At 61.9% G+C, this 23,023-nt stretch carries 15 protein-coding genes, 1 tRNA gene and 1 pseudogene; 6 read left to right on the top strand and 11 right to left on the bottom strand.

What is annotated here, in order from left to right; translation table 11 throughout:
* Positions 1-59 precede the first annotated feature (59 nt).
* The 3 genes from MKI88_RS09610 to MKI88_RS09620 are packed head-to-tail and all read left to right on the top strand — an operon-like array spanning position 60 to position 1,062.
* Positions 60-257 (top strand): ribonuclease E inhibitor RraB, encoded by a 198-nt coding sequence (locus MKI88_RS09610; protein WP_241631132.1) that lies wholly within the window; start codon positions 60-62, stop codon positions 255-257.
* 36 nt (positions 258-293) lie between these two features.
* Positions 294-692 carry a TonB family protein gene (locus tag MKI88_RS09615; protein ID WP_241631133.1) on the top strand — a complete coding sequence of 133 codons (399 nt, stop codon included), beginning with the start codon at positions 294-296 and terminating at the stop codon, positions 690-692.
* 22 nt (positions 693-714) lie between these two features.
* Entirely contained in the window at positions 715-1,062 is a 348-nt protein-coding gene (locus tag MKI88_RS09620) for a hypothetical protein (RefSeq protein WP_241631134.1), read from the top strand.
* 423 nt (positions 1,063-1,485) lie between these two features.
* Here MKI88_RS09620 and MKI88_RS09625 read toward each other — a convergent pair.
* From MKI88_RS09625 to MKI88_RS09650, 6 genes and pseudogenes are all read right to left on the bottom strand, one after another.
* Positions 1,486-2,023, bottom strand: a pseudogene (locus MKI88_RS09625) (SUMF1/EgtB/PvdO family nonheme iron enzyme); the annotation flags it as partial.
* Positions 2,024-2,105: 82 nt separating this feature from the next.
* Positions 2,106-4,418 carry an arylsulfatase gene (locus MKI88_RS09630; protein ID WP_241631135.1) on the bottom strand — a complete coding sequence of 771 codons (2,313 nt, stop codon included), beginning with the start codon at positions 4,416-4,418 and terminating at the stop codon, positions 2,106-2,108.
* A 10-nt stretch (positions 4,419-4,428) separates the two neighbouring features.
* Positions 4,429-5,034 (bottom strand): TetR/AcrR family transcriptional regulator, encoded by a 606-nt coding sequence (locus MKI88_RS09635; protein WP_241631136.1) that lies wholly within the window; start codon positions 5,032-5,034, stop codon positions 4,429-4,431.
* 564 nt (positions 5,035-5,598) lie between these two features.
* Positions 5,599-6,350, bottom strand: a protein-coding gene (locus MKI88_RS09640; RefSeq protein ID WP_407073332.1) for an IS5 family transposase whose coding sequence is annotated in 2 segments (ribosomal slippage) — positions 5,599-6,032 and positions 6,032-6,350 — 753 coding nt in all. Because the reading frame shifts where the segments join, the coding sequence is not laid out codon by codon here.
* A 47-nt stretch (positions 6,351-6,397) separates the two neighbouring features.
* Positions 6,398-6,799, bottom strand: a complete 402-nt coding sequence (locus tag MKI88_RS09645) for a type II toxin-antitoxin system VapC family toxin (RefSeq protein ID WP_241631138.1) — start codon at positions 6,797-6,799, stop codon at positions 6,398-6,400.
* Complete coding sequence (locus MKI88_RS09650; protein WP_241631139.1) at positions 6,799-7,092, bottom strand: type II toxin-antitoxin system Phd/YefM family antitoxin; 294 nt, start codon at positions 7,090-7,092, stop codon at positions 6,799-6,801. Before MKI88_RS09650 ends, MKI88_RS09645 begins: the two co-directional genes overlap by 1 nt.
* Before the next feature lie 475 nt (positions 7,093-7,567).
* Here MKI88_RS09650 and MKI88_RS09655 point away from each other — a divergent pair, with 475 nt between their 5' ends.
* From MKI88_RS09655 to MKI88_RS09665, 3 genes are all read left to right on the top strand, one after another.
* A complete protein-coding gene (locus MKI88_RS09655; protein ID WP_241631140.1) occupies positions 7,568-8,161 on the top strand; it encodes a hypothetical protein in 594 nt (197 codons plus the stop codon).
* A 92-nt stretch (positions 8,162-8,253) separates the two neighbouring features.
* Positions 8,254-9,849, top strand: coding sequence for a tail fiber protein (locus tag MKI88_RS09660; protein ID WP_241631141.1), 1,596 nt, complete (start codon positions 8,254-8,256; stop codon positions 9,847-9,849).
* Positions 9,850-9,927: 78 nt separating this feature from the next.
* Positions 9,928-17,400 (top strand): LamG domain-containing protein, encoded by a 7,473-nt coding sequence (locus tag MKI88_RS09665; protein WP_241631142.1) that lies wholly within the window; start codon positions 9,928-9,930, stop codon positions 17,398-17,400.
* 326 nt (positions 17,401-17,726) lie between these two features.
* On the opposite strand, the gene MKI88_RS09670 is transcribed toward MKI88_RS09665, so the two are convergent.
* From MKI88_RS09670 to MKI88_RS09690, 5 genes are all read right to left on the bottom strand, one after another.
* Complete coding sequence (locus MKI88_RS09670) at positions 17,727-19,061, bottom strand: integrase arm-type DNA-binding domain-containing protein (RefSeq protein ID WP_241631143.1); 1,335 nt, start codon at positions 19,059-19,061, stop codon at positions 17,727-17,729.
* 237 nt (positions 19,062-19,298) lie between these two features.
* Positions 19,299-19,373 (bottom strand) — tRNA-Thr (locus MKI88_RS09675).
* Between the two features lie 18 nt (positions 19,374-19,391).
* Positions 19,392-20,246: a hypothetical protein gene (locus MKI88_RS09680; protein ID WP_241631144.1), complete on the bottom strand. Its 855-nt coding sequence runs from the start codon at positions 20,244-20,246 to the stop codon at positions 19,392-19,394.
* Positions 20,243-21,634, bottom strand: a complete 1,392-nt coding sequence (locus MKI88_RS09685) for a serine hydrolase (protein ID WP_241631145.1) — start codon at positions 21,632-21,634, stop codon at positions 20,243-20,245. The genes MKI88_RS09680 and MKI88_RS09685 overlap by 4 nt, the downstream gene beginning before the upstream one ends.
* Positions 21,618-22,925 (bottom strand): replication-associated recombination protein A, encoded by a 1,308-nt coding sequence (locus MKI88_RS09690; RefSeq protein ID WP_241631146.1) that lies wholly within the window; start codon positions 22,923-22,925, stop codon positions 21,618-21,620. The genes MKI88_RS09685 and MKI88_RS09690 overlap by 17 nt, the downstream gene beginning before the upstream one ends.
* Positions 22,926-23,023 lie beyond the last annotated feature (98 nt).

Below are 23,023 nucleotides of genomic sequence, written 5' to 3' on the forward strand. Positions count from 1 at the left end.
CAGCGTGATCAGCCCGGCCTGGCCGGAGATCGCCGTGACCGTCCCTGCGGACCTACACCATGGCGTGGGACACGATCGGGTTCGGCGTCCAAGAATTTATCCAGGCCGATGACGATGGGAAGCCCTGGCTCTTTCTGGTCAGGACACAAATCGCCGATGACGAGGCGATGAAGGACCTCACGAGAACTTACCTTCACATCGAAGACAGCTTCGGCGTCCAATGCGATGGCTGGGGCTGCGTGGCGCAGGATGATTAGCGTGATGCCCAAAGCCACTGATCATTGGCGCCGTTGATGACATTCTGGGCCGCAATCACGCTCGTCCTCACTTTGGTCGGTGCTCCGCGGGCGGAAGCTGATCCGGCGACCGATCCTGAATGGATTGAAGTGGCCATCGCTGATGGCATCGAACTCCGCTTCCTTCCGCCTTGGGTAACAGATGCGGACTATCCTACTCATGCACGCCTTGAAGATGCCGAGGGAACAAGCGTCCTTCGACTGAATGTCGCTGCGTCCGGGCAGATTATTAGCTGCATACCCGTGCAGTCATCGGGTTCACTCGACTTGGATGAACGTGCTTGCCTCCTTTACCGGCAGCGGGCGAGGTTCGAACTGCGCGGGACGGCAAAACCGATCACCCTACACGCTCCCATGGTTTGGCGGCTGGAAGAGCCCCCTGTCCATGCCAAATAGACGAGCCGCCCATGGAGGTAGCATGAAAATCATCAAGTTCGCCGTTTGCGTGTCATTCTGCGGGACAACCGCACCTGCGATTGCTCAAAGCATTCCCGACGATCTCCACTGCTTGGCACTCAGCAACAGTTTTTGGAAAAGCGCGACCGAAGAACCTGCGCGGGAAGGGGCTGCCAAAGCCTCGCTCTTCTACCTTGGCCGGCTGGATGCTCGCGCGGATCGGCAAGCGATCACGAATGCAATGCGCGCTCTAAGCCCAGCGATCGACCCCAAGACTGCCTCAGCTGAAATGAGCGCCTGCACTAACCGAATTACGCAGGCCGCGCAGGCCTTCCAAGCTTTAGGCAACGCGGCCTCGCTCGGAAAATAGCGCTTCCGCCGCCATAATCGTCGCAGCAGCGGCGAACGAAAGGGTCTCAACACAGGGAGGGGCACGATCTCAGCTACTTCCACAACGCTCTACACGGGTTCACTTGATCGAGGTTACGACGAATTGTGCTAACTCATTAAATTCGCTGGCTGGGCGGCAAATCGTTCTTTTCTGCCTGCAAAGTTGCCTTTCAAAAAGGTCGTAGCCGGGCCGTGGGACCGCGCCGACAAACGATGAACGGATGGCGGGTTTCAGGTGAAACAAAGGGTGCGCTGAACGGCTTAAATGTCGGCGGCTCCTTCCTGGCGCCCGCCGAACGGGGGCAAGGCACCGTAGCCCGGGTTTCGACATTTTCTGCCCGCAAAGTGCCCCTTCGGCGTCGACCATAAGTTGACCATCGCGGGCAACGATAGCATTCCCCTACCCGTCCGCCATCGTGTTCGCGAACGGAAAGGCGCCCTGCCAGTAGTTCGCCAGCATCGCACCGTTGGGTGCCACTTCGTCGCCCCAAGCATAGTCAGCGCCCTCTAGCCCACCGCGCGCTGCGAACTCCCATTCGGCTTCGGTGGGGAGAGCTTTGCCGGCCCAGCGTGTATATGCCTCTGAATCCTCTTATGTGACGTGCACAACCGGATGATCACCTAGCGCCTCGACCGTTGCTGCCAGGCCCAAGCGGTGTTCGCCAAGTGGCTCCCAGGCGAAAATCCCACCAGGCGACTTGCGCGAGATGCACGGGCCTCGACGGTGGCCCGAACACAAGCGAGCCTGGTTGCTTGAGCTCCGGAAGCATGCCGGGATAGTCACGGGGATCAGGTGCGAGTTCGGCTAAGGTGACGTGGCCCGTTTCTTCCACGAACTTCGCGAACTGGTCGTTGGTCACTGGTGTTCTGTCGATCCAGAACGGATCTACACGCACCCGGCGGACAGGAGATTCCTCTGGGTAGAACGTATCCGAGCCCATCGAAAAAGCGCCGCCCGGGACCAGCACAATGCAGGCCGGCTCTCCTGCGACTGTCAGGACCTGTGCCGTCACTCCGAATATCCTACCGGTCGAACGTCACCGAAACCCGCCGTACATCGCCCTCGAACTCCCCGAAAGGCGTGCGATAATCCGTGACCGCCACGCCGATGTCGCGACCAATATCGAGCGTCTCGGTCAGGCCCGCAGGACTTAGAAATGTCTCGCCCACTTGGCCCGAGGCCAGTTCCACATCGCCCTGCAGGATTGCAACGCGTCCGCCCTTGCCCGGCCCTTCCGCATCGAACCGCAGCCGCAGCTTGGACGATCCCGCTTGCAACGGCTCCTTTGCCGCGATCCGATAGACGTGGTTCGGGTGCGTCGAGCGGGCGTAGACGAACACCGGTCGCCCTTGCTCGAGGAACAGGCTGAAGCCGGCGAAGTGGCTGCCGACTGCCATGACAACGCCGGACGCGTCCGGCTTGGCTGGAGCGATGTCCGCCTCGATCATGTAGGACCGGCCCGCCCAGATGGGAGTGCGAATCGCCGTTATGCTGACGTTCTTGCCCCAGAAATCGTAACGTTTGCGCATTTCAGGGCGGATCAAGGTTCGCGCCGCACCAAACCGCGTCTCGATCGGAAAGACATTGTTGCGTTCGGCTTCGCGCTGCCAGATCGCTGCAATCTCCTGTGTCAGCTTAGGGTTGGCGGCCGCCACATCCGTGGACTGCGAAAAGTCGCGGCGCAGGTCATAGAGTGCCCATTCGCCCATGTGGCGCGGCCCGGCCGGCGAGACCTTATCCCACGGCACGCGGCCGGTATCGCGCGAGGCAAACCAGCCATTGTGGTAAAGCCCGAGCATGCCCGTGAGTTCGAAATACTGGGTTCGTGGGCGTTCGGACTGGCACCGCGACAGACTTGGCACGAGGCTCTGACCGTCGATAGGCTTCTGCGCCGCGCCGTTCACCACACTGGGCGCCGGCACTCCGACCGCCTGATAGATAGTTGGCGCCACATCAACGACGTGACCGAACTCGCCGCAGATCGCTCCGGCATTTGCGACCTTGCCGCGCCAACTGACGATCATGCCGTTGCGAATGGCGCCCAACATGGAGGGATTCTGCTTCACCCAGCGGAGCGGCGTGTTCATCGCCCAGGCCCATCCGACAGGATAGTTTGCGTAAGTGCGGGGTCCACCCAGGCGATCAATGTTCGCGGCCAGCCAGCTTGGATCTTCCTTAAGACCGTTGATGTGCTGGAGTTCGTTAATCGTGCCGGGAGGACCGGCTTCGCCACTCGCGCCGTTGTCGCCCTGGATGACCATGACGACCGTGTTGTCGAGCTGTCCCATTCGCTCGAGCTCTGCCATCACGCTGCCGAACTGCTCGTCCTGATAGGCGAGCTGCGCCGCGGCGACCTCCATGGTACGACTCGCAAACGCCTTTTCCTGCGTGCTCAGCGCATCCCAGGCCGGGATTTCAGCGGGACGCGGCGTGAGCCTGGTGCCCTTGGGGACTACCCCGGCCCGGAGTTGACGCCGCAAGCTTTCCTCGCGAAGCCGGTCCCATCCTTGGTCGAACTTGCCGCGAAAGCGAGCGATGTACTCGGGCGGGGCCTGGTGAGGCGCGTGGGTGGAGCCGGGAGCGTAATAGACGAAGAACGGCTTGTCTGGCGCCGCCGCCTTTTGATTGTGAACCCAATCAATGATGTCGTCGGCGAGCCGCTTCTCGAGCATGCGGCCCTTGCCTTCGGCCGGATCGACGCGATTGGTCCCGCGGTACAGGTTCGGATTAAATTGATCGGAGTCGCCCGCGACGATGCCGTAGAAGTATTCGAAGCCAAGGCCGGTTGGCCAGTGATCGAACGATCCGGCCGCGCTATCGTCACCGTTCGGAAGGTTGTGGTGCTTGCCGAACATTGCGGTGCTGTAGCCGTTGAGACGCAGCACCTGCGCGATCGTTGCAGTCTCGGGCGCGATCCCCCCGGTATAGCCCGGAAATCCCGTCGGAGTGTCGCTGAGATGCCCCACGCCGGTGTTGTGATGATTGCGACCGGTCAGCAGGGCAGCGCGCGTGGGCGAACATATCCCCGTCGTATGAAAGCGATTGTAGCGCTGTCCGTGCGCCGCCAGCCGGTCGAAGTTGGGTGTCGGCACCGGCCCGCCGAACCCGCTGGACATGGCAAAACCGACGTCATCGGACATGAACAACAGGACGTTGGGCGCGCCCTGAGGTGGCTGAACGGGGCGCTGGCTCGGCAGCTTTGCGTCGAGCAGGTTCTCCGCGATAGTGCCGCCAGACGGTGCAGACCGCATGGGCAGCACCGTCCGGTTCTGGGCAAGAAGCGGCGTGCTTACCGCCAATGCGATGGAGGATGACAGCAAGAGACGGAATTCCATTGTAACGTCCTCAGTCGATTTTACTTGAGATCACGGGTGCTGCTAGCCCCGCGGTGGCCATGGCCAGAGCGGTGTCGAAAACAGATCGCGTTTCGCCCGTTGCGTCGTCCCGCTGGTCTGCGATTTGAAGGGCGGAGACGATCAGGGCCATGGCCAAGCGAAGTCGAATGCGAACTTCATTTGATGTGGCCGACGCTGAACCATTCTCAAGCGAAGCAGTGATCTGTTGTATCAGGGCGGCGGTTTCGGGGAAGTCGGCTTCCACCTGTCCGCGGGTGGATATCAGGCCTGAACGCTCGATCGCGGCGACGAAGCGGGCATACGAATGGCGCCCTTCTCGATCTGTCTGCTCGAACAATGGCTGTGCAAAGGCGCGTACCAGGACTGCCAGATCGTCGGCTTGCCCCATCGATATTGCTTCACCGAGCAATTCACCGCGCCGTCGATCTATTTCGGGCAGTCGATGACGGTACACCGCCTCAACCAGTGCCTCTTTCTTGCCGAAGTAGTAGGCGACCACGTTCGTGTTCGAAGATCCGATCGCAGCAGCCAGTTGGCGCGTTGACACGCCTTCCACGCCAAGCGAACCAAAAAGCGACTCTGCCGCCTCGATCAACGCGAGGCTAGTCGTTTCCCGCCGTGGGTCGTGTCGAGTGCGCACCGGTCCGCCATGCTGCCAAAGAAGTGTATCTAAGGCGATTGCCTCAGTTTCGTCAAGAAGGCAGAAGGCGAGCCTTTTGAGGCTGGAAAAATACAGAGGCTTAGAACGGCTCTTCTTGCGGAGATGCAGCTGTTTGCGGACCCGTCAACACGCGGCCAGATTCTGCCGTCATACCGTGCAGATCGGGTAAACGCGGAATGTCGGCTCTGTGATACAAGTTGCCGTTGGGCACGTCGCTGGGAACGACTTCTTTCTCCCAATCCCGGGCGATCACGTCAGCGTAGCCACGAGATGAACGAAGGGCGGCTATCGGGAGGTGAGTTTTGATCTGCGAACGGCCGCTTTGTCGGCGGATGCGGCCGATGACATGGCCGAAGCAGCGGACGCCAGTTACTGGTGGTGGGGCGATCTCACGCGGCCAACAGTGCCAAAAGAGGCTCTGTTCATGCCAGCAGTTGCGTCGGCACGCCGAGCGTTGGCCCAGCCTCAGCAAGCTTTCGGTCTAGGGCGGATCGACATTCAGCGTAGCCAGATCATGGCTGCGGCGAGGTGAACGAAGCCAGAGAAGTGGACGGTGCGCCGGTCGTAGCGTGTGGCGAAGCGTCGAAAGTGCTTGAAACGGTTGAAGCAGCGCTCGATGCGATTGCGCTGTTTGTAGGCGGCGTCATCGTGCGGGATGAGGATTTTACGCGTGCGGTTGGAAGGGATCACCGCCTCGGCGCCCATGCCAGCGATGATCGCGCGTAACGCATTGCTGTCATAGGCTTTATCGGCGAGTACGGCATCGCCGGCCTGGCCTTCGAGCAAGGCTGGCGCCTGGGTGACGTCGCCAACCTGACCGGCGGTGATGATAAGCCGCAAGGGCCGGCCGAGCGCGTCGGCGAGCATGTGGATCTTGGTGGTCAGTCCGCCTCGGGAACGCCCCAGCGCCTGATCCTTGGCCCCCCTTTTCCGCTCGCCGCCTGCTGGTGAGCGCGGACGATGGTGCTGTCGAGCATCAGATATTTATTGTCCCGATCAGCGGTCAGCGCTTCGAACACCCGCTCCCACACGCCCGCATGGCACCAGCGGCTGAAACGGCGATGCACTGTTCGCCACTTGCCATAGCGCTCCGGCAGGTCACGCCAATGCGCCCCCGATCGCAACACCCACAAACATCCATTCACGAACAATCGGTTATCCGAGCCCGTCCGCCCCGGGTCCGTCGCCTTGCCCGGCAACAATTGCGCGATCTTCGACCATTGCGCCTCGCTCAATTCGTATCGCTTGATCCCCATCACATGCTCCGTGCTCAACACGCAACCCTATGAATCAGCAGTTACGCGCTTTGGGAATCCTGAATGTCGATCCGCCCTAGCGTATGGACCGTGGCGCCATGCTCTGAGGCAGTCGCGAGATGGAGCGCGTCACCAGCACGAAGGCCGAGGGTATGGTGATCCGCAAATTTCGCGGCCGTCCTGAAATGCCCACCGGTGACCGGCAACACGGCGAAACTTTCAGCCACCAGCTTGTTGAACGTCGCGAGCGCTGCTGCACGTTGCTCCAGATTGATCTGCCCGGTCCGCAACTTGATCGCCATGGCGGATGACATCTCGGTGATGGTCCAGTCGCTGACCAGTAGTTGCTCGGGATCTTGCTCCGCCAGCCAGCGCTGGATACGCGACGTCGTCGCTTCGTTGGACAGCGCAGCGACGATCAACGACGTATCAAGATAGATCATCAGTAGCGATCGCCGTCCCGCATCGATCGTACCAGCGCGGCCGCATCCTGCGTCCGCGCCGGCATGGTCGCCGTTAGTGACTGCAACAGCGCGGCGTCGATACGCTTGCGCGGCCTGGCCACCGCAGTGAGCCTTGCCACCGGTTTGCCCCGCCGGGTGATGTCGATCGAATCCCCCGCCTCGACCCGATCCACCAGCTCGCTCAGATGGGCTTTGGCATCTGCCAGATTGATCATAACCATGTCGCGCTCCTGACCATGTAGATAGTCATATAGCCCGTTGAGCTCAACCATTCCAGAGAGCTTTTCAAATGTCATATCTGGAGCTGGCACCACATTCCGACGCGGCGGCGCGCAAGACCCGAAGAAGCGATCATTCGGTCCGTTTCTGCAAATCGAGCAGTCGACATTGAAGGCTCATAATTACGCTTGGTCCAGCCGCAGCAGTCCACGCTTTTTTGTGCGATCGTGAAGAAAGTCACGCCTCCTATCGCGAGCAATTCTGCCAATTTTTTTAGATAAAACCAAATTGGACGCAATATTATTGCCGATACGAGGCTCATGTTCTGGCAATTTTGTAAAAAAATGTGATCATTGAACCAGCGAATCAATGTGAGTCGAAGTCATGTGAATTGTGTCGATAAATGAATCATTAAAAATCTATTGTTGTAGTAAATCTGCAACAATGTAGATCCGTACGCAATTAGTTGTGTGTGGATATTTCATTTGTCATCGCCGCGCGTAATCGCAAACAGCTGGAGAAATATTCATGCGTGTTGCTGATAGAACAATATCTATAAGTGACTTCCGCAGGCTTGGAGCGCTCGAGATTTACGAACCCGCAGCGCTGGCGGCATTCGCGGTTTCGAAGGAGCCGAAAAAGGGCGAGCGCAAGGAGGTCATCTCCGACGATCTTAGTTTCCGGATCGAGGATCTTTTTGCGTCCAGGACGAAGTTTCTCCGCCTGTTATGGCTCGCCCGACGACCGGGCGTGCTGCCAATGGCGCTGATGCACCGCTTCGGCCTCGCAATCGCGCAGCGGACCGTTGGCAAGCTGCTTGAAGAAGGTGCGCTCAACGATATCCGCGTGACCGCGGCGCTTGCTGCGCAGGCAGCGTTCCTCGACGGCCAGCAGCACGCCGCCTCGGTCCACGCGCTGCGCGCAGCGGTGCACCAGGCGATCCAGGATCATAGTCTCTATGGCAGCAATCGCGCGGCCGACGGCTGCGCGATCGTCCATGCCGCGCTCGATCCGGACGGACATGAAGCCGGCGCCGAGGCGGCATATTTTTATTTGCAGCTCTTTCCCAAGGACGAGAACTGGCTGCGCGCTGAATTGCTCGCGCTCGTCCGCAACTGCTGAACACGCACCACCCGCAAGTCTGAATTCAACGGCCCGGCTGCGGCGTTATCCGCTGCCCGGAGTTTCCGCGCGCGCGGATCAAGGAGGTCGAAATGGCTCAAGTAGACATGAAGGGGGATGTGCCGGTTGGTGCGATCGTGCCCTTTTTCGGGGAAGTGCCCATGTCCGTCAAAGATGCAGGGTGGCTGATATGTGACGGCACGCCACTCCTTCAGGCGGACTGGCCGGATCTGTCAGCAGCGATAGGCCAGGCCTTCGGCTTCACCTCCAAGGACGTGGATTTCTGCCTCCCCGATCTGCGCGGTGTCTTTCTGCGCACCATTGACGCAGGGGCGGGGCGCGATCCCGGCGTGAAGGATCGCATGGCGTCCGGACCCGACCATAGCGGCGCCACCGGCGATCTGGTCGGCAGCATTCAGTTCGATGCCACGCGATTGCCGCGCAACACCGCGTTCTCGATCAAGGGCAAGCTCGCCATGGGCCATAACACGACGCATGGCGGATGCAGCGACAGCAATCGGATCAACTACAAGAGCGCTTCGACCGATCGCCCGTTCGAGGGCGGGGATGCGGAGAGCCGGCCAGCCAATCTCAGTGGCAATTATCTGATCAAGGCCAGGCCGAACATCAAAAGCAACGCCGCAATCGGGCAGATCCCGATCGGTGCCGCAATCGCGCTGCCGCTCAAGCCGGGCGAGGATACACCCGTCGATGATTTCTGGCGCTATTGCGACGGACAGACATTCATCGCCGCCAAGGGCAGTACCTTCTACCGCCTGTTCGAAATGATTGGCCAGGCCAATGGCGGCGTGAAGGGAGAACCCGGCGAAGCGCAGAGATTTGCGGCTCCTGATTTGCGGGGCCTGTTCGTGCGCGGACACACCGGTCTGCGCGACGGTCCCCGATTTGATCCCGATCGCAACGAGCGCGAAACACCGCGTCCCGATCTCGATATGGCAGGCAATGCCGGGAATCTTGTCGGCTCCTATGAAGGATGGGCGACGAGCGCAGCCAGGTCGCCGGGATTATCAATCCCGATCCATTCCTATCCCTTTGACGCGACGAGCGGCTATCAAAGCGGGCTTGCGACAGCGGCCTCGCACAAGGGCGATAGCAAGTCCTTCGATGTCGGCGGCGGCGATGCCGAGACGCGCCCCATTTCGATGTCGGTGGAGTGGTTCGTCCGCTTCATGTCGTCGGGCGATCAATCGAAGCCAGGCGAGGAGTTGCCGCTTTGCACCGTCGTTGCCGCAGCGACGATCGAGGAACTCGAAAAATGGCGCCCCTGTGACGGCCGAACGCTGCTGATCACCGAATTCGAGCCGCTTTTCAAGATCCTGGGGACCCGTTTCGGTGGTGACGGCACCACGAATTTCTGCCTTCCCGATATGCGCGGACGCTTCTTGCGTGGGGCGGGTGACCCCGCCATGACCTATCCGCGACCACGCGGACAGCCGGCGATCGAGGCCGGCACGGTTCAGGACGATACGACGGCTGCCCCGTCCAAACCATTCAAGGTGACGCTTGCCAACTGGCCCGGCGAAAGCACGTCCGATGTCATCGACTATGGCACGGGCTACGAACTCCTGAAGCTGGAGAGCGAGAAGACGGTCGATGCGACGGGCGGTGAGGCCGAGACGCGGCCGATCAACGTCTATGTCCAGCATCTGATCAAGGTTCGGCTCTGAGCCGCACGCGCCCGTCGCGGCGGCAGAACCAGGCCGGACGAGTGCAGCCATCCATCGAAAATGACAAGGGGACGGGATATGATCCGTTACATCAACCCCACTGCCACGCGACACCAGGGTCGCGGCGTCCTGATTGCTGAGAAGGTCGAAACCGACGATCACGCCAATGTTCAGCGCCGAAGCCTTGTCTACAATATTCTCGCACTCAACCCCGACACCACCGATGACGGGCTGGGTTGGCAAGGTTTCAATGCCCTGCCGGCCGAGGAGGGACGCCAAACCAGCCTTGCGGGATTCAGCGTGCTGCGCGTACTGGGTGCCGGCGAGGCGACAGGCGCGACGCAGGTCGTCTCGGACGAGAGGCATATCTATGTCTTTCGGCCTGATGGACACGCGCTGCTCGTCGAACGATTTCTGCTGGTGGAGCGGCCTGATCCCAATGCCCGCGACGGCCGCGGTTTCGGCCTGGTCACGGATTGGGAGGTTCGTTTCCGGCGCAGCGGCAGCCCGGACCTGCCGCAATCCTCCACCGATGTGTCGGCCTATAAGAACCCCGATGGCGTGCCGTTCCTCGACCCGAGACGCTATCTGTCATTGGCGCCGGGTGCCACCGAACTCGATCTGGAACGCGGGTTTGCCGTCCTGCTGATGCCAACGGGCGAGGCGGGAAGGCTGCAATGGCGCCTGTTTGCGCGCTCGCTCGATGGCAGCACGCTGTTCAGCTACGCCATATCGAGACTGCCCGATGGGTGGTTCGATCTCGAAGCGGCCGCAAGGGACAGTCAGGGCCGCGTCTTGCCGACGAGCAGCCTGAAGCCGGTGCTCGAAACCGAATCCGCCAATCAGCCCATGCTCCTCACCGGACATGTCGGGGCGGCGCTCTATCAGCGGCTCGAACCGATGGTGAGCGCCGAAGGCCAGGCGGTCCAGATGCGCACGGCGAACCGCATCTTCATGTCATGCCCCGCCGCGCCAGTGCCGCCGTCGCACAAGCGCGGAAAGCAGGCCCCGGATGCGCAGGCGACCGATGCGATCGATGCCCGACTTCTGACATTCGATCTTGAGGTCGACGCCAATGGCAACGCGGCATTCGACGGGCAGCTCGGGCAGGAGATACTTGCCGGCGATACCGGTCCCGATCCGCTCAGCGTTGCCTTCGGACTTCCCTCCTATGCGGCGCTCGCCACGCCAGTGGCCGGCAGCGCGACCTTTAGCCTCCAATTGTGGCTCAACCCGCAACAGGGACCCGTGGGCGCAAATGTCGCCGGCCAGCCCAGGTCGATCCTGTCTCAAAGCGGCGACATCGCGCCCGAGCTGCGCGGCATTGCACTGGAAATCATCGATCAGTTCCGGATTCGCGTCGCCTTCGGCAGTGGAACCGAAGTCATATCGGCCATCACGCGCGAAAATGTTCTCTCTTATGGTAGCTGGACCAATATCAGCGTGACATGCGACGGCTCGAAAATTCAGATCTATCTCAATGGCGCGGCAGTCGCCGTCGACGCATCGGGAACCCCGGGAGCTGCACCAGCGGGCAGCATCGATCGCATCGGCGCGCAGACGGGAGGGTTTCTCGGACAGTTGACCGAAACGCGCATCTGGTCGCGAGCGCTGAGCCAGATCGAAATCCGCGAGAATATCCTCGAGCCAATCCAGGACCCCAAATCGGCAGACGCACTGGTGGCTTACTGGCCGATGGACGGCGGCATCGGGACCGGGATCGCCGATCTCACTGGCAACGGCCATGATGCGGCGATGGTCGGCGCACTGTGGAACGATGGCACGGCACCCCTTGCACGCAAGGAGCGTCCGATCAACCAGATCGATCCCTCCAATCGCGGCCTGTCTGCAGGATGGCTCAAGCCCTCGAGCGACTATCCGGATTTCGGTCCGGTGCAATCCGACGCGCGTCCAGTGGTGCTGCCCACTGGCGACGGGCCCATCCACCTTTATTATCCGGGGCCGGCACGACGGTTCTGCGTCGCGCGCATGTCTGCTCAAGCACAGCGCGCCTTCTTCACCGGGGGCTGGACCGCGCGCGATGGCGCGGGCGGCAAGGTCGAAACCGGAGGGACGGTGTTCATCACGCGCCAGACCGGGGCCTATAACAGCTTTACCGCGATCGAGCTCGGTGCCGGTCATTCGACGAATGTCTGCAACGTCACGGTCGCCGGCCCGGATACGAGTTCGTCCTCGTCCACCTCGCCGCTACGTCGCTTCGTCCGCATGCAATCTGCGACGAAGGAACAATGGCTTGGCGTGCCGCGGCAGCTCGGATTCTTCGATGCGATTCTCAATGGTCGCGCCGTTGCCGATCCCAATGATTCACGGATCACCGAGGGCAAGGCCGTCTTCTACGACTATTCCGGTAGCCGCACCCAGGGACTTTTGACGCTCGGCAATGACGCGTTGCTGGCAGGGCTCCGCTTCGTGAGCACATTGCCGCAGAGCTACTCGCTCACCAGCGTCAAAGGCGTGTCCCAGGGCGATGATATCGTCCTCAGCGTCGCCTTCAGCGGCGCGAACGGTTCGACTATATTTGCCGAATTCGGCGCGGTGCCAAAGGTCACCGAAGCCGTCGTCGATATATTGCGGGGTTGCGCTGCGGACGCGACCTATCTGGCCAATGCCAGTTCGACGCCGGTCTGGGGCCTGCCATCGGGTAATACGCATATGTTCGTGCTTGCCCCGAGGACCGAAAACGGCGCGCCGGTGGTCAAAAAGGCAAGCTTCGCCCTCGGTGCTGGCAGCCGTCCGGAAATGGCCAAATTTTCCGCCGATCTCACGCTTGGCAATGCAAATCTGTCGGCGACATGGGACGATGTCCCGCTGGACGGCCCCGGCTTCATCAAGGCGCTCCTGGCGGGAACCAAGCCTGAGCAAAAGGCGGTCCTGGCAGAGCTCGATTTTCTCGACCAGACTGGAGGCGCCCGGCTCGATGCCGACAATGTCAAGGTCGAGACTGGCGCGGATCTGCGGTATGTAACCGCGCTCGTAGCTGCTTTTCGCGAAGGGTCGGGCGGCGATCTGCCCGCGGACTTCACGCTCGCCTGCGAGACCCTGCAGGGCGTGACGGGACCAGACGTCCTTCCCGACGGAACGGCTGCATCGGCCCTTGTGTCCGTGCAGGCCGTGACGATGCCGAGTTCGGGCTATCCGGCTTCCTTCGATCTCGGCGGTACTGCGACCGGGCAGATCGTGCTCGCCACGCCCGGACGCGACGGTGGCTGGCTTCGCGATTCGCCGCGCTACGCACAAATGTTCGACGGCAATGGCGCCCTGGTCGTCGATATGGATCAGCTTGTACCCGCGCCGGACCTCTACGAGATTGCCGGAGCGGTCACCATCGAGGGCTGGCTGATGCCGGCGGAATCGCAGTCGGTTGCAGAAATTGGCTCCGAAACCCTGGAAACGGTGCTGCATTTCTCGGCGGCGGAGGACGGCCTGTCCTATGGCCTCGCCTATGCGCCGGTCGAAGCGCCGCGCTTTTTCGAGCAGGTACAGTTCTCGGTGAGCGACGCGGCAGTTCCCGCTGCCCAGATAGAAGACAGGCTGGTTCGCGACCAGAAGTACACGGTCCAGCTATATTTGCGTCCGCTGTTGCTTTCGGCGGGAACGGGCTGGTTCTGGAAGCGACAGGCGCCCGATGAAAGCGGCGAACTCGAAAAGCTCTCCATCCGCATTTCCGCGCCCAGGCAATCTGGAAAACCCGATGGTCCGGGCGCCGCGCCATCGAGCTGGCGTCTCGTCTTCACCGCCGGGCAATCCGAAATGGAGGCGCCCAGGGATATTCCCGCCAATCAGTGGACGCTGGTCACGCTGGTGCGCGACGGCAGGTCCGCGGTTCTGTACATCGACGGCGAGGAGGCACTGCGTCGCGACGACATTGACCAGCCGCAGATGGCCGCCAGTCGCTTTACCGTCGCCAATCCAAAGGGGAATGAATTCTTCGAGTTCGATCCCAATGAGTTTGCGGCATGGAACGCGCCGCGTTCTGCACAGGAAACGCGTGATGGCTTCCTGCGTCCGCTCACCGGTGCCGAGCCGGGCCTGGTCGTCCTGTTTCCGCTCTCGCGCAAGGAGCCCGACTTCCAGCTCACAAATCGTGCGCGCTGGACCACGACGATCTACAATACGCGGTTCCTGGGCAACCCGTTCTTCACCAAGACCGGGTTGTTCTTCGACCTCGTCGCGTCATGTGGCGACCGCGCGAGCAGCTCGCTCACCCCGGCGCTTGCGCCGCGCCGCTGGCTTCACGCAGCAGCGGTGCTCAATCGACGTGGCGCGCTCGCGCTGGCCAATTCCGGATCAGCAAGCGCCGACGGCAAGAAGGAGACACAGCTCAGTCGCAGCTTCTCGCTCGACGCACGGATCAGCCTGAAGTCCTTCACCAATGCGCGACAGGTCATCATCAGCCGCTTCGGCACAGACGCCAACGCCCAGATCTATGAGATGGGGGTGCATCAGGATGGCCGCGCCTATGTGACTGTTCGCCTGAGGCCGGTCGGCGGCGGACGACTGTCGAGCCCCGACCAGGGGCTCGTCACGGTCATTGCCGATGCTGACCGGCGGATCACGACCGGGGCCGCGCACCATCTTGCCGCATCGGTGTCGCTGGTGACGGTCAACGACAGCGTCACGCAACGCGACGTGACCGTGCTGTCGGGCGAGGTCTTCGTCGATGGCCTGGGCAGCGAGCGGATCGATCCGCCCGCGAGCGGAAATCTGGCGGATTACCGGTTTGTGCGGATTATCGGAGGAACCGGCTCGGGATTTTACAAGCAAGGCGATACCGTCTCGATCGAGACGACCGATCCCGCGCATTTCATCCGCTGGTACGGGACGATGGCTGGTCTCGGATTCGATCCGGCCAGGGCCAAGACCAGCTTTGTCATGCCATCAGGGGCGGATTTCACGGATCGCGTGATCGCGGCCAATGCCTTTATCGATCCGGTCGAATTCGCGCAGGCCGAGACCCCCACGCGCGCTGGCGTATCCGGCCAGGGGGGCAGCGCCGGTGGCTATTTCACGGGCCAGGTCTCCGACTTGCGCCTCTGGACCGAGGCGCTGGGCGCCGAGCAGGTTGCGGAACTCGCAGCCCAGCCCGGAGCTTCGCCCTTTGATGACAAGCTCGTTTCCTGGTGGCAGTTTTCCGAGCAGTCGGGCCGCCTGGCCAAGGACAGCATCAGCGGTAATGACCTGACGCTCACTTCGAGCACTTTGTGGACCTGGTTCGACGGTGCGGCGGTCACCTTCTATGTCAACGGCCTGCCGCTGCCCGCGGTGGGTCTTGCCGCGCCATCCCATCTCGCCACGCCTCGCCAGATGCGGATCGGCGGTCTTGTAGCCGATGCCGGCGGCAAGTTCGCCGCCGGCCTTCGCGGTCAGATTGATGAACTCAGGCTTTGGCAAGGCCAACGTACGCGTGAGCAGATCCTCATCAACATGTCACGCTATCTGACTGGCGCCGAGCCGGGTCTCACGGGCTATTGGCGCTTCGACACGGGATCAGGCGAGATCGTGGCCGACCGGACGATCCATCGTGGCGACGCGCATTATCGTGACGCCGCCGGCAAGGTGGCGCAAATCACCTGGACAAGTTCCTCGGCCCCGGTCGGCTTCGACGCGCCGGTGGTGAACGACGCACTCGATACGCGTGGAAGCCCCGAGGCTGTCGAGCTGGCCAATACCCCGGCATCTGTCACGGTCTTCGAATATGGCGATACGCTGATCTTGCCTGATGGCTCCGCGCAGGGCGTCTTGAAACGCAGCTATGTCTTCGAGGGGATTAGCGGCCTGGGCGACGATACCGGCTATAAGGTCGGCGATCTCGAGCGCATCTATATCGGCCAGGTTCAAACCGACCCGAGCATCATCGGCTATATGGAAGGCGCCCCACCGCTTCCCAGCGAAAATCTGACGCGACCATTGACCGGACCGGCCGAAGTGGATGCCTATAATGGCATCGCGACGGTATCGCTCACCGACCGCAATTCGCAGACGGTGAAAATTGAATCGGACCGCAAGACGTCATCCAAGACGGCCTTCAAGATCAGCGTCGGGGGCGCGGGGTCACTCGACAAGACCGAGGTGATCGGCATTCCTCCGATCCAGAGCGCGATTCAGTCAGCCTATTTCCAGCTCAAGCTCGGTGCGCAGGTTACCGGCACATTTGAATCGACCGAGAGCTCCGAAGCCGGGATAAGCGCTGGCGCCGAGCGCAGCGTCGCCCAGCAACTCGCCAATGGCGGCCAATGGGAACGCAAGGACGCTGACGGCCGCTATTTCCTGGAAAGTGGCGAGCGACGTTTCATTCCGGGCAATGTCGGTTCCGCGCTCGTGAAGTCGCAGGTTGCGGATCTATACGCGCTGCGGGTGCGCTCGACGGGAGCACTCGTCTCCATCACCGCCCAGGCGAACCCGGACATCCCCCTCGACGTCAACATCATTCGGTTTCCGATCGATCCGCTCTACCAGCTTGCGGGTTCGCTCGATGGGCAGGTCGGCCTGCAGAAGGCGCCCGGCACGCAGACGAGCTATTACAAGCCGCGCCAAGCCTACACCATGAAGCGCGACGTGGAACGCCAACGTCAACAGCTTGAGGCATATTACGAGCAGACCAACCTCCAGGCGCAGCTTGGCCTCGGTGCCGACCTGACCGCGGTCGCAGCTGCCAATCCAGTGTTCAAACCGGACCTGTCGGCACCCGTGCGCGACATGGTGAACACCTATGTCTGGGCAGCGGGTGGTGGCACTTATGCCGAAAGCGAAGGGTTCAGCACCGAGCTCACCGAAAGCTACAGCCTCGGGCGATCGAGCGAGATAGGGTTCGGGTTCAATTTCAGCGTCTACTTCACGCTTTTCGGCGGCGGCGTGACAATCGATGGCGAGGTGACCCACGCAATGGGCACGAGCTTCAGCACGACCAAGTCGCTAACCGGCAACCGTTCGCTGCAGCTCGCGGTGGAGGCCGCACCCGATTCCTTCCCCTATCGCTATGACGCGAGCCAGCAACTCGTTGAAGAACCTGTCCCGGGCAAGGTGGATGGGTACCGGTTCATGACCTTTTTCCTGGCAAATCGCTCGGCCAATGCTGCGGTCCTGTTCGACGAGGTCATCGACCAGAACTGGCTACAAAATTCGCAGGATCCCAGCGCCGCGGCACTGCGGCAGGCGAATACGAGGCGTGACAGCACCGCGCCATGGCGCGTGCTCCACCGCGTAACCTATGTCAGCCGCATTCCTCCGCGTTTTCAGGTCACGCCACCGCTCACCGACCGGGTGGCGGCGCCCGAAGCGCCCAACCAGGATCAAAATGCGGTCTTTCTCGCGCTTGTGAGGGCGAAGCTCCCGCCACTCGACGCCTCTGCCGCGGAGATTTCCGCCGCGGTCCTGGCTGTATTGTCGGATGATGTCGACGCATTGCTTCCCTGGTGGTCAGCGTTCCGGATGGCCGCGCAAACGCCAAACTCGGTCGAGCAACAGGAGTTTCGCCAGATCACGAGCAATGCGATCGCCTACGCCGTGTCGGTCATAGGTGCCAGTATCTGAACTGCCGTTTCTTGGTGGCGGCCTACTCCGTAGCAGCCGATCAGCAGCCAAGGCTGATCGGCTGTTGCGCGGCCAGCCTGCTAGGCGCTTTGCCAAACCCGATATCTGACCAGGTGTCCGCCCACTCAGTGCCTAATCCGAGGCGCGTCGGAGCATCCCTGTCGTGCGTCACGGCGCAAATGCGCAAAACGATCTTGTCGATCTCCCCATCGTGCCGGATCAGTAGATTATTGCAGCAGAAGCCGCAAACGCATGGTCCGGTACATCACCTATTGATGAGTGTGAGGCGCTTGGCCGAACGACGAAGCTCCGCCGATGCCCGCGGTTCAAACTGGTCGAAGTGCTCGCCTGGTTGGCCTTGGGCGCCCTCTGGCAATTCGGCGAGAGCGCCATTTCGGAATCACGGGCGCCGGCGTGTTGACGTCATCCTCAACGGGCGCGCCAAGCATCGATGCCACACCGTTTTTGCGCGCAATTTCGGCTACCTCATTCTCCCATTTGAGAAACGCTTCGCGCTTTTCTTCCTCCATCTCATACCTGTCATAGGTCCGCTCAAGGCCTTTCTTCACATGATTGAGCATTGCCTCAGCCGTATCGTAGTCAATCTTCAGCCGCTTCGTATTCGACCGGACCGTTCGGCGCAGGTCGTGCGGGATCCAATGTTCGACAGGGCGCCCGGCAAATTCCGACATCCGGGCAAGAAGGCGGTCTCGCACCTTGCACCAGGTCTTCTGATGGAATTGCCCGTCCGATCGCGATGAAGGCAGCACCCACTCATTGTTCGATTGGAAAAGTGACCATCCCCATGGCCCAAGCGGGATGCGATGCGCCTGCGAATTCTTGACCCGCTGGGCGGGAATCGTCCAGATGTCGGACTGCAGCTCCGATGACTTTGCGTCGATGACTTCGCTGAGCCTTGCCGCCGTGAGCAGAAGCAGCAGCACGCCACGCTGATAAACACGCTCTTCGTGGATCAACGCTTTCAAAAGCCAGCCGATCTCTTCGATCGTGAGAATGCGTTCGCGAGGTGTTTCGGCAAATTTCAGGTCGCCGAGGCGGGCCGCGGGGTTTGACGGCAGACCAATCTCGCAACCACGCAGCGATGCCGCCCAGCCAAAGAAAACCTTGAGTTCGCCCGCGAGCCGATTTGCACGAACGCGCGAGGCCTTGCTCTTTGCCAGCACGAGCTTTGTCAGATCGGCTTCGACAATGTCCAGGATCAGGCGCTGTGCAAGCTTGGGCGCGATATCGCATTGATAGATCGCCAGCTTGGCCGCAATCGTTCGTGGCTTGTTGATACGCTTTGCTCGAGACGCTCGACCTTCGCGAACGGCTTCCATGTACAGTTCATGCGCGAAAGCCACCGTCATGCTCGTCCGCAGGGCTTCCTCATGCTCGGCTTCGTGTGGATCGATGCCGGCTTCGATCTGGTCGTTGAGGGCAGCTGCAAGTTCTCGCGCTGCAGCGATGTTGCAGGTCGGATAATGGCCCAAATTTCGCCAAAAGGTTTTTGAGCTACCCGCGACACGACGCCGATAGACCCATTTCTTGCGTCCGCTCGGCAGGGCTTCGATGGTCAGGCCAGGCGTCTGCGGATCAGCAATTCTGCCATTTTCCAGCGCATCAATTCCCGCGGGGGTGAACGCCAACTGCCTCTTCATGTCCCGACTCCAGGTCGGCGATCCATGACACAAATGCACAGGGCAGTTTTCGCGGCACGGCCGGAAATCCGCCAAAATCGATCCAAAAATCGTGACACAAATCGTGACACAACACGTCACAAATCGTGACACAATAGCCGTCTAGCCGAGGCTAACCCAGGCTAGCCCAGTCTCGGTTGAAATGATCGATAATCGCTGCGTATCAATGACTTGTGCGCCGAATCTCAGTGATTCGGGTGGTGCCGGATGAGGGATTCGAACCCCCGACCTTCGGTTTACAAAACCGCTGCACTACCACTGTGCTAATCCGGCCCGGCTTCGCCCAATGCGTCAAAGCACGCCAAAGGTCCAGCCCTCGCTTTCAGCAATTTCATCGGTGAGGGGCTGTGGTTTCCAATATGCACCTCGCAAGGCGGTCGCGCGCAGCCAGGCCGCGGTCACGATCGCATCGGTCGCGTGGTCGTCGTAGCGCGCAAGCGGCAGGTGAGGGGCCGAGCCCAAGGCGGCAAGCGCGGCGTCGAGCGCTTGCGGAGTGCGGATCTTGCTCAGTCCCTTGCGCAGTCCCGCCGCGCGCGCCGCAATCGCGGTGTAGATCTCGACGATCAGCGCGCCCGAGGCAGGAGGGGGATCGAAGGGCCAGACGGGAAGCGTGCGGTTGAGCCGCGCGAGCGCGCGCATCCCCGCAAAGCTCGCCTTGGCCACCTGCGCCGCGCCGATCGCGTCATAGACCGTCGAGGGCTTGCCGCCGCCGCCTGCATTATAGTGCGCCTCGCAGGCGCGCAGATGCATGAAATCGGCCTTCCGCCCGTCGGCCGCGCCGAAATAGAAATGGCGGCGGTGATGCGTCTCGAGAAAGCTCGCGGCCCCCAGATCGGCATCGTCGCACAGCGCATCGACATAGGCCCAGAAAGCCTTGGCGGTATCGGGCACCGCGTCGCCGGGCAGATAGCTGCCGCGCGCGATCCTTGGCGGCGCAAAGCTGAAATCGAAGCCGATGAGCAGCGGTTCGCCCGCGCGCGCCTCGATCCAGTCGGCGATGCCTTCGCGCGACCAGGTGCGACCAGGCGGATCGACCAGCATGGGCGCCGAATTGCCCGCTTCGCAAAAGGCCAGCGCGATCCCCTTGTGCGCGCTCCCCTTGGCCCCCGACCAGTCGACGACCGCGAAGCGCTCGAAGCGTGTCATTCGAGCGCGGCGAGGACATCCGCGGTGAACTTCGCGATGTCGAAGCGCGCACCCGCGGGATCCTCGCCGCGACGAACGATCACGACCTTGCGGCTGGGGACGATCACGACATACTGCCCGCGATTGCCGAAGGCGGCGTAGGTGTCGGCGGGGACGCCGGGCGAACGGCTCATCAGCCAGAAGGTCGCGCCATAGCCGAACTCGCCCTCGGGCTGCGGGCCGGAAGGGGTGGTGACGTACTTGACCCAGCCTTCGGGCAATATGCGCTCGCCGTTCCAGATGCCGTCGTTGAGATAAAGCAGCCCGAAGCGCGCAAGGTCGCGCGCGGTCGACCAGACCTGACTGGAGAGGATGAAATTGCCCTGCCAGTCGGTCTCCGCAACGGTGCGCGTCATGCCGATCCTGTCGAAGAGTTCCTTCTGCGGGAAGGCAGCGTAAACCTCGTCGCCTGCCTTGGCACGCAACGCGCGCATGGCGAGAACGATGTCATTATTGGCATAGCGAAAGCGCGTGCCCGGCATCGCATCGAGCGGCCATGCGGTCACTTCCTGCGTGACCGTCGTCCCGCCGAAATAGAGCGCATCGGTGCGGTTGCCCGCGGTCTCGCTGTGCAGCCCGCTCGCCATGCGGAGAAGCTGGTCGATCGTGATCTCTTGGCGGGGGTCGATGTCCGCTTTCCATTCGGGGATGTCGGCCTTCTGGTTGACGGCGAGCAGGCCCTTGTGCGCTCCAATCCCCATCAGTGTGCCGGTCAGGCTCTTGGCCACTGACCATGTGCGCTGCGAGATATGAGGGCCGAAGCCATCACGATATTTTTCGGCGATTATCTTGCCGTTCTGGACCACGATCGTCGCGGTCGTTCGTGCGCCCGTGCCGAACGCCTCTCCAAGAGCGCCGCTTACGGTGGTAGCCAAGGCCGTTGCATTGGCGGCCGGTTTTGTTTCTGCCTCGGCGTCGCCTGCCGGCCAGATCAGCCTGTCGGCATCAGTCCTAGGCCGATAAGGCGCCCTGGTGGTCAATAACTCCAGCCATTGATGTACGCTGCCGATAGGCATCACCGTGCAGCCGCGATCCCGAGACCAATAGGCCGTCCGCGCCGGAATCTTGTCATCGAAAGGCACGGTGACCTTTGCTGTAAAGCTGCCCTTGGTGTGCTCGACCGTGGCCTTCAGCGTCGGCAGGATCGCATCATATTGCGGGTAGATCCCCTTCAGCTCCAGCGCCTCGATCTGCGCCTGCGTCCGGCCCGCGTTGAAAATCCCGCTGCACAAGGTCAGCGCCTTGTACCCCGCGGCGATCGCGCGATCGTAGGTGGTCGGTTCCTTGTTTTGGGCGGCGGCCGGCGCAGCGATCAGAAGGGCAAGGGCAACACTAACGCCTGTTCGCACGCAATTCCTCCCAATAGGCCAGCCGTTCGGCGATCCGCTTTTCGAATCCACGCTCCACGGGGGTGTAATAGGTTTCGGGCCGCATTTCCTCGGGCCAGTAATTGTCGCCCGAAAAGCCCTGATCGGCGTCGTGGTCATAGGCATAGTCCTTGCCATAACCGATCTGCTTCATGAGCTTGGTGGGCGCGTTGAGGATGTTCCTTGGCGGCATCAGCGAGCCCGTGTCGCGCGCTGATTTCCATGCGGCCTTCTGTGCCTTGTAGACGGCGTTGGATTTGGGGGCAGTCGCGCAGTAGAGGCACGCCTGCACGATCGCGAGTTCACCTTCGGGCGAGCCCAGAAATTCGTAAGCGTCCTTGGCGGCGAGGCACTGGACGAGCGCCTGCGGATCGGCGAGGCCGATATCTTCCGAGGCGAAGCGCACCAGCCGGCGCAGCACGTAAAGCGGTTCCTCGCCCGCGGTCAGCATGCGCGCGAGATAGTAGAGCGCGGCTTGCGGGTCGGAACCGCGCAGCGATTTGTGGAGCGCCGAGATGAGGTTGTAATGCCCCTCGCGGTCCTTGTCATAGACCGCCACGCGGCGATGCAGAAAGGCCGCGAGCCCCGCGGGATCGAGCGGATCGTCGATCTTCACCGAAAACAGCGTCTCGACCTGATTGAGCGCGAAGCGGCCATCGCCGTCGGCGCTCGCGATCAGTGCGGCGCGCGCATCGGGGGTGAGCGGGATCGGGCGGTCCTCGAGCGTCTCGGCGCGCGCGAACAGCGTCTCGAGCGCCGCATTGTCGAGCCGGTTCAGGATCAGCACCTGCGCCCGGCTCAACAGCGCGGCGTTGAGCTCGAAGCTGGGATTCTCGGTGGTCGCGCCGACGAGCGTGACGGTGCCGTCCTCGACATAGGGGAGGAAGCCGTCCTGCTGCGCGCGGTTGAAGCGGTGGATCTCGTCCACGAACAGCAAGGTGCGGTGCCCCATGCGCCCATGTTCGCGCGCCTCGGCAAAGGCCTTTTTTAGGTCGGCGACGCCCGAGAACACCGCCGAGATCGCGACGAAGCGCAAGCCTACCGCATCCGCGAGCAGACGCGCGATCGTCGTCTTGCCCGTCCCCGGCGGCCCCCACAGGATGATCGACGAAAGGCGGCCCGCGGCGACCATGCGCCCGATCGCGCCCTCGGGGCCGGTGAGATGTTCCTGACCCACCACTTCCTCAAGCCGCTGCGGCCGCAAGCGGTCCGCAAGCGGGGCGTTGGCGTCGATAGCGGTCTCGGGTTCGTCGGGTGCGAAAAGGTCGGCCATGCCGGCCTATCTAGGCGCGTGGCGCCAAAATGCACCAGCCCCTTGTGAAATTGCTATCAAGATATATCTTAGACGCATCACGACTCACCATGAAGGAA

The sequence above is a fragment of the Sphingomonas sp. LaA6.9 genome, from assembly GCF_022601895.1.
Taxonomy (GTDB): Bacteria; Pseudomonadota; Alphaproteobacteria; order Sphingomonadales; family Sphingomonadaceae; genus Sphingobium_A.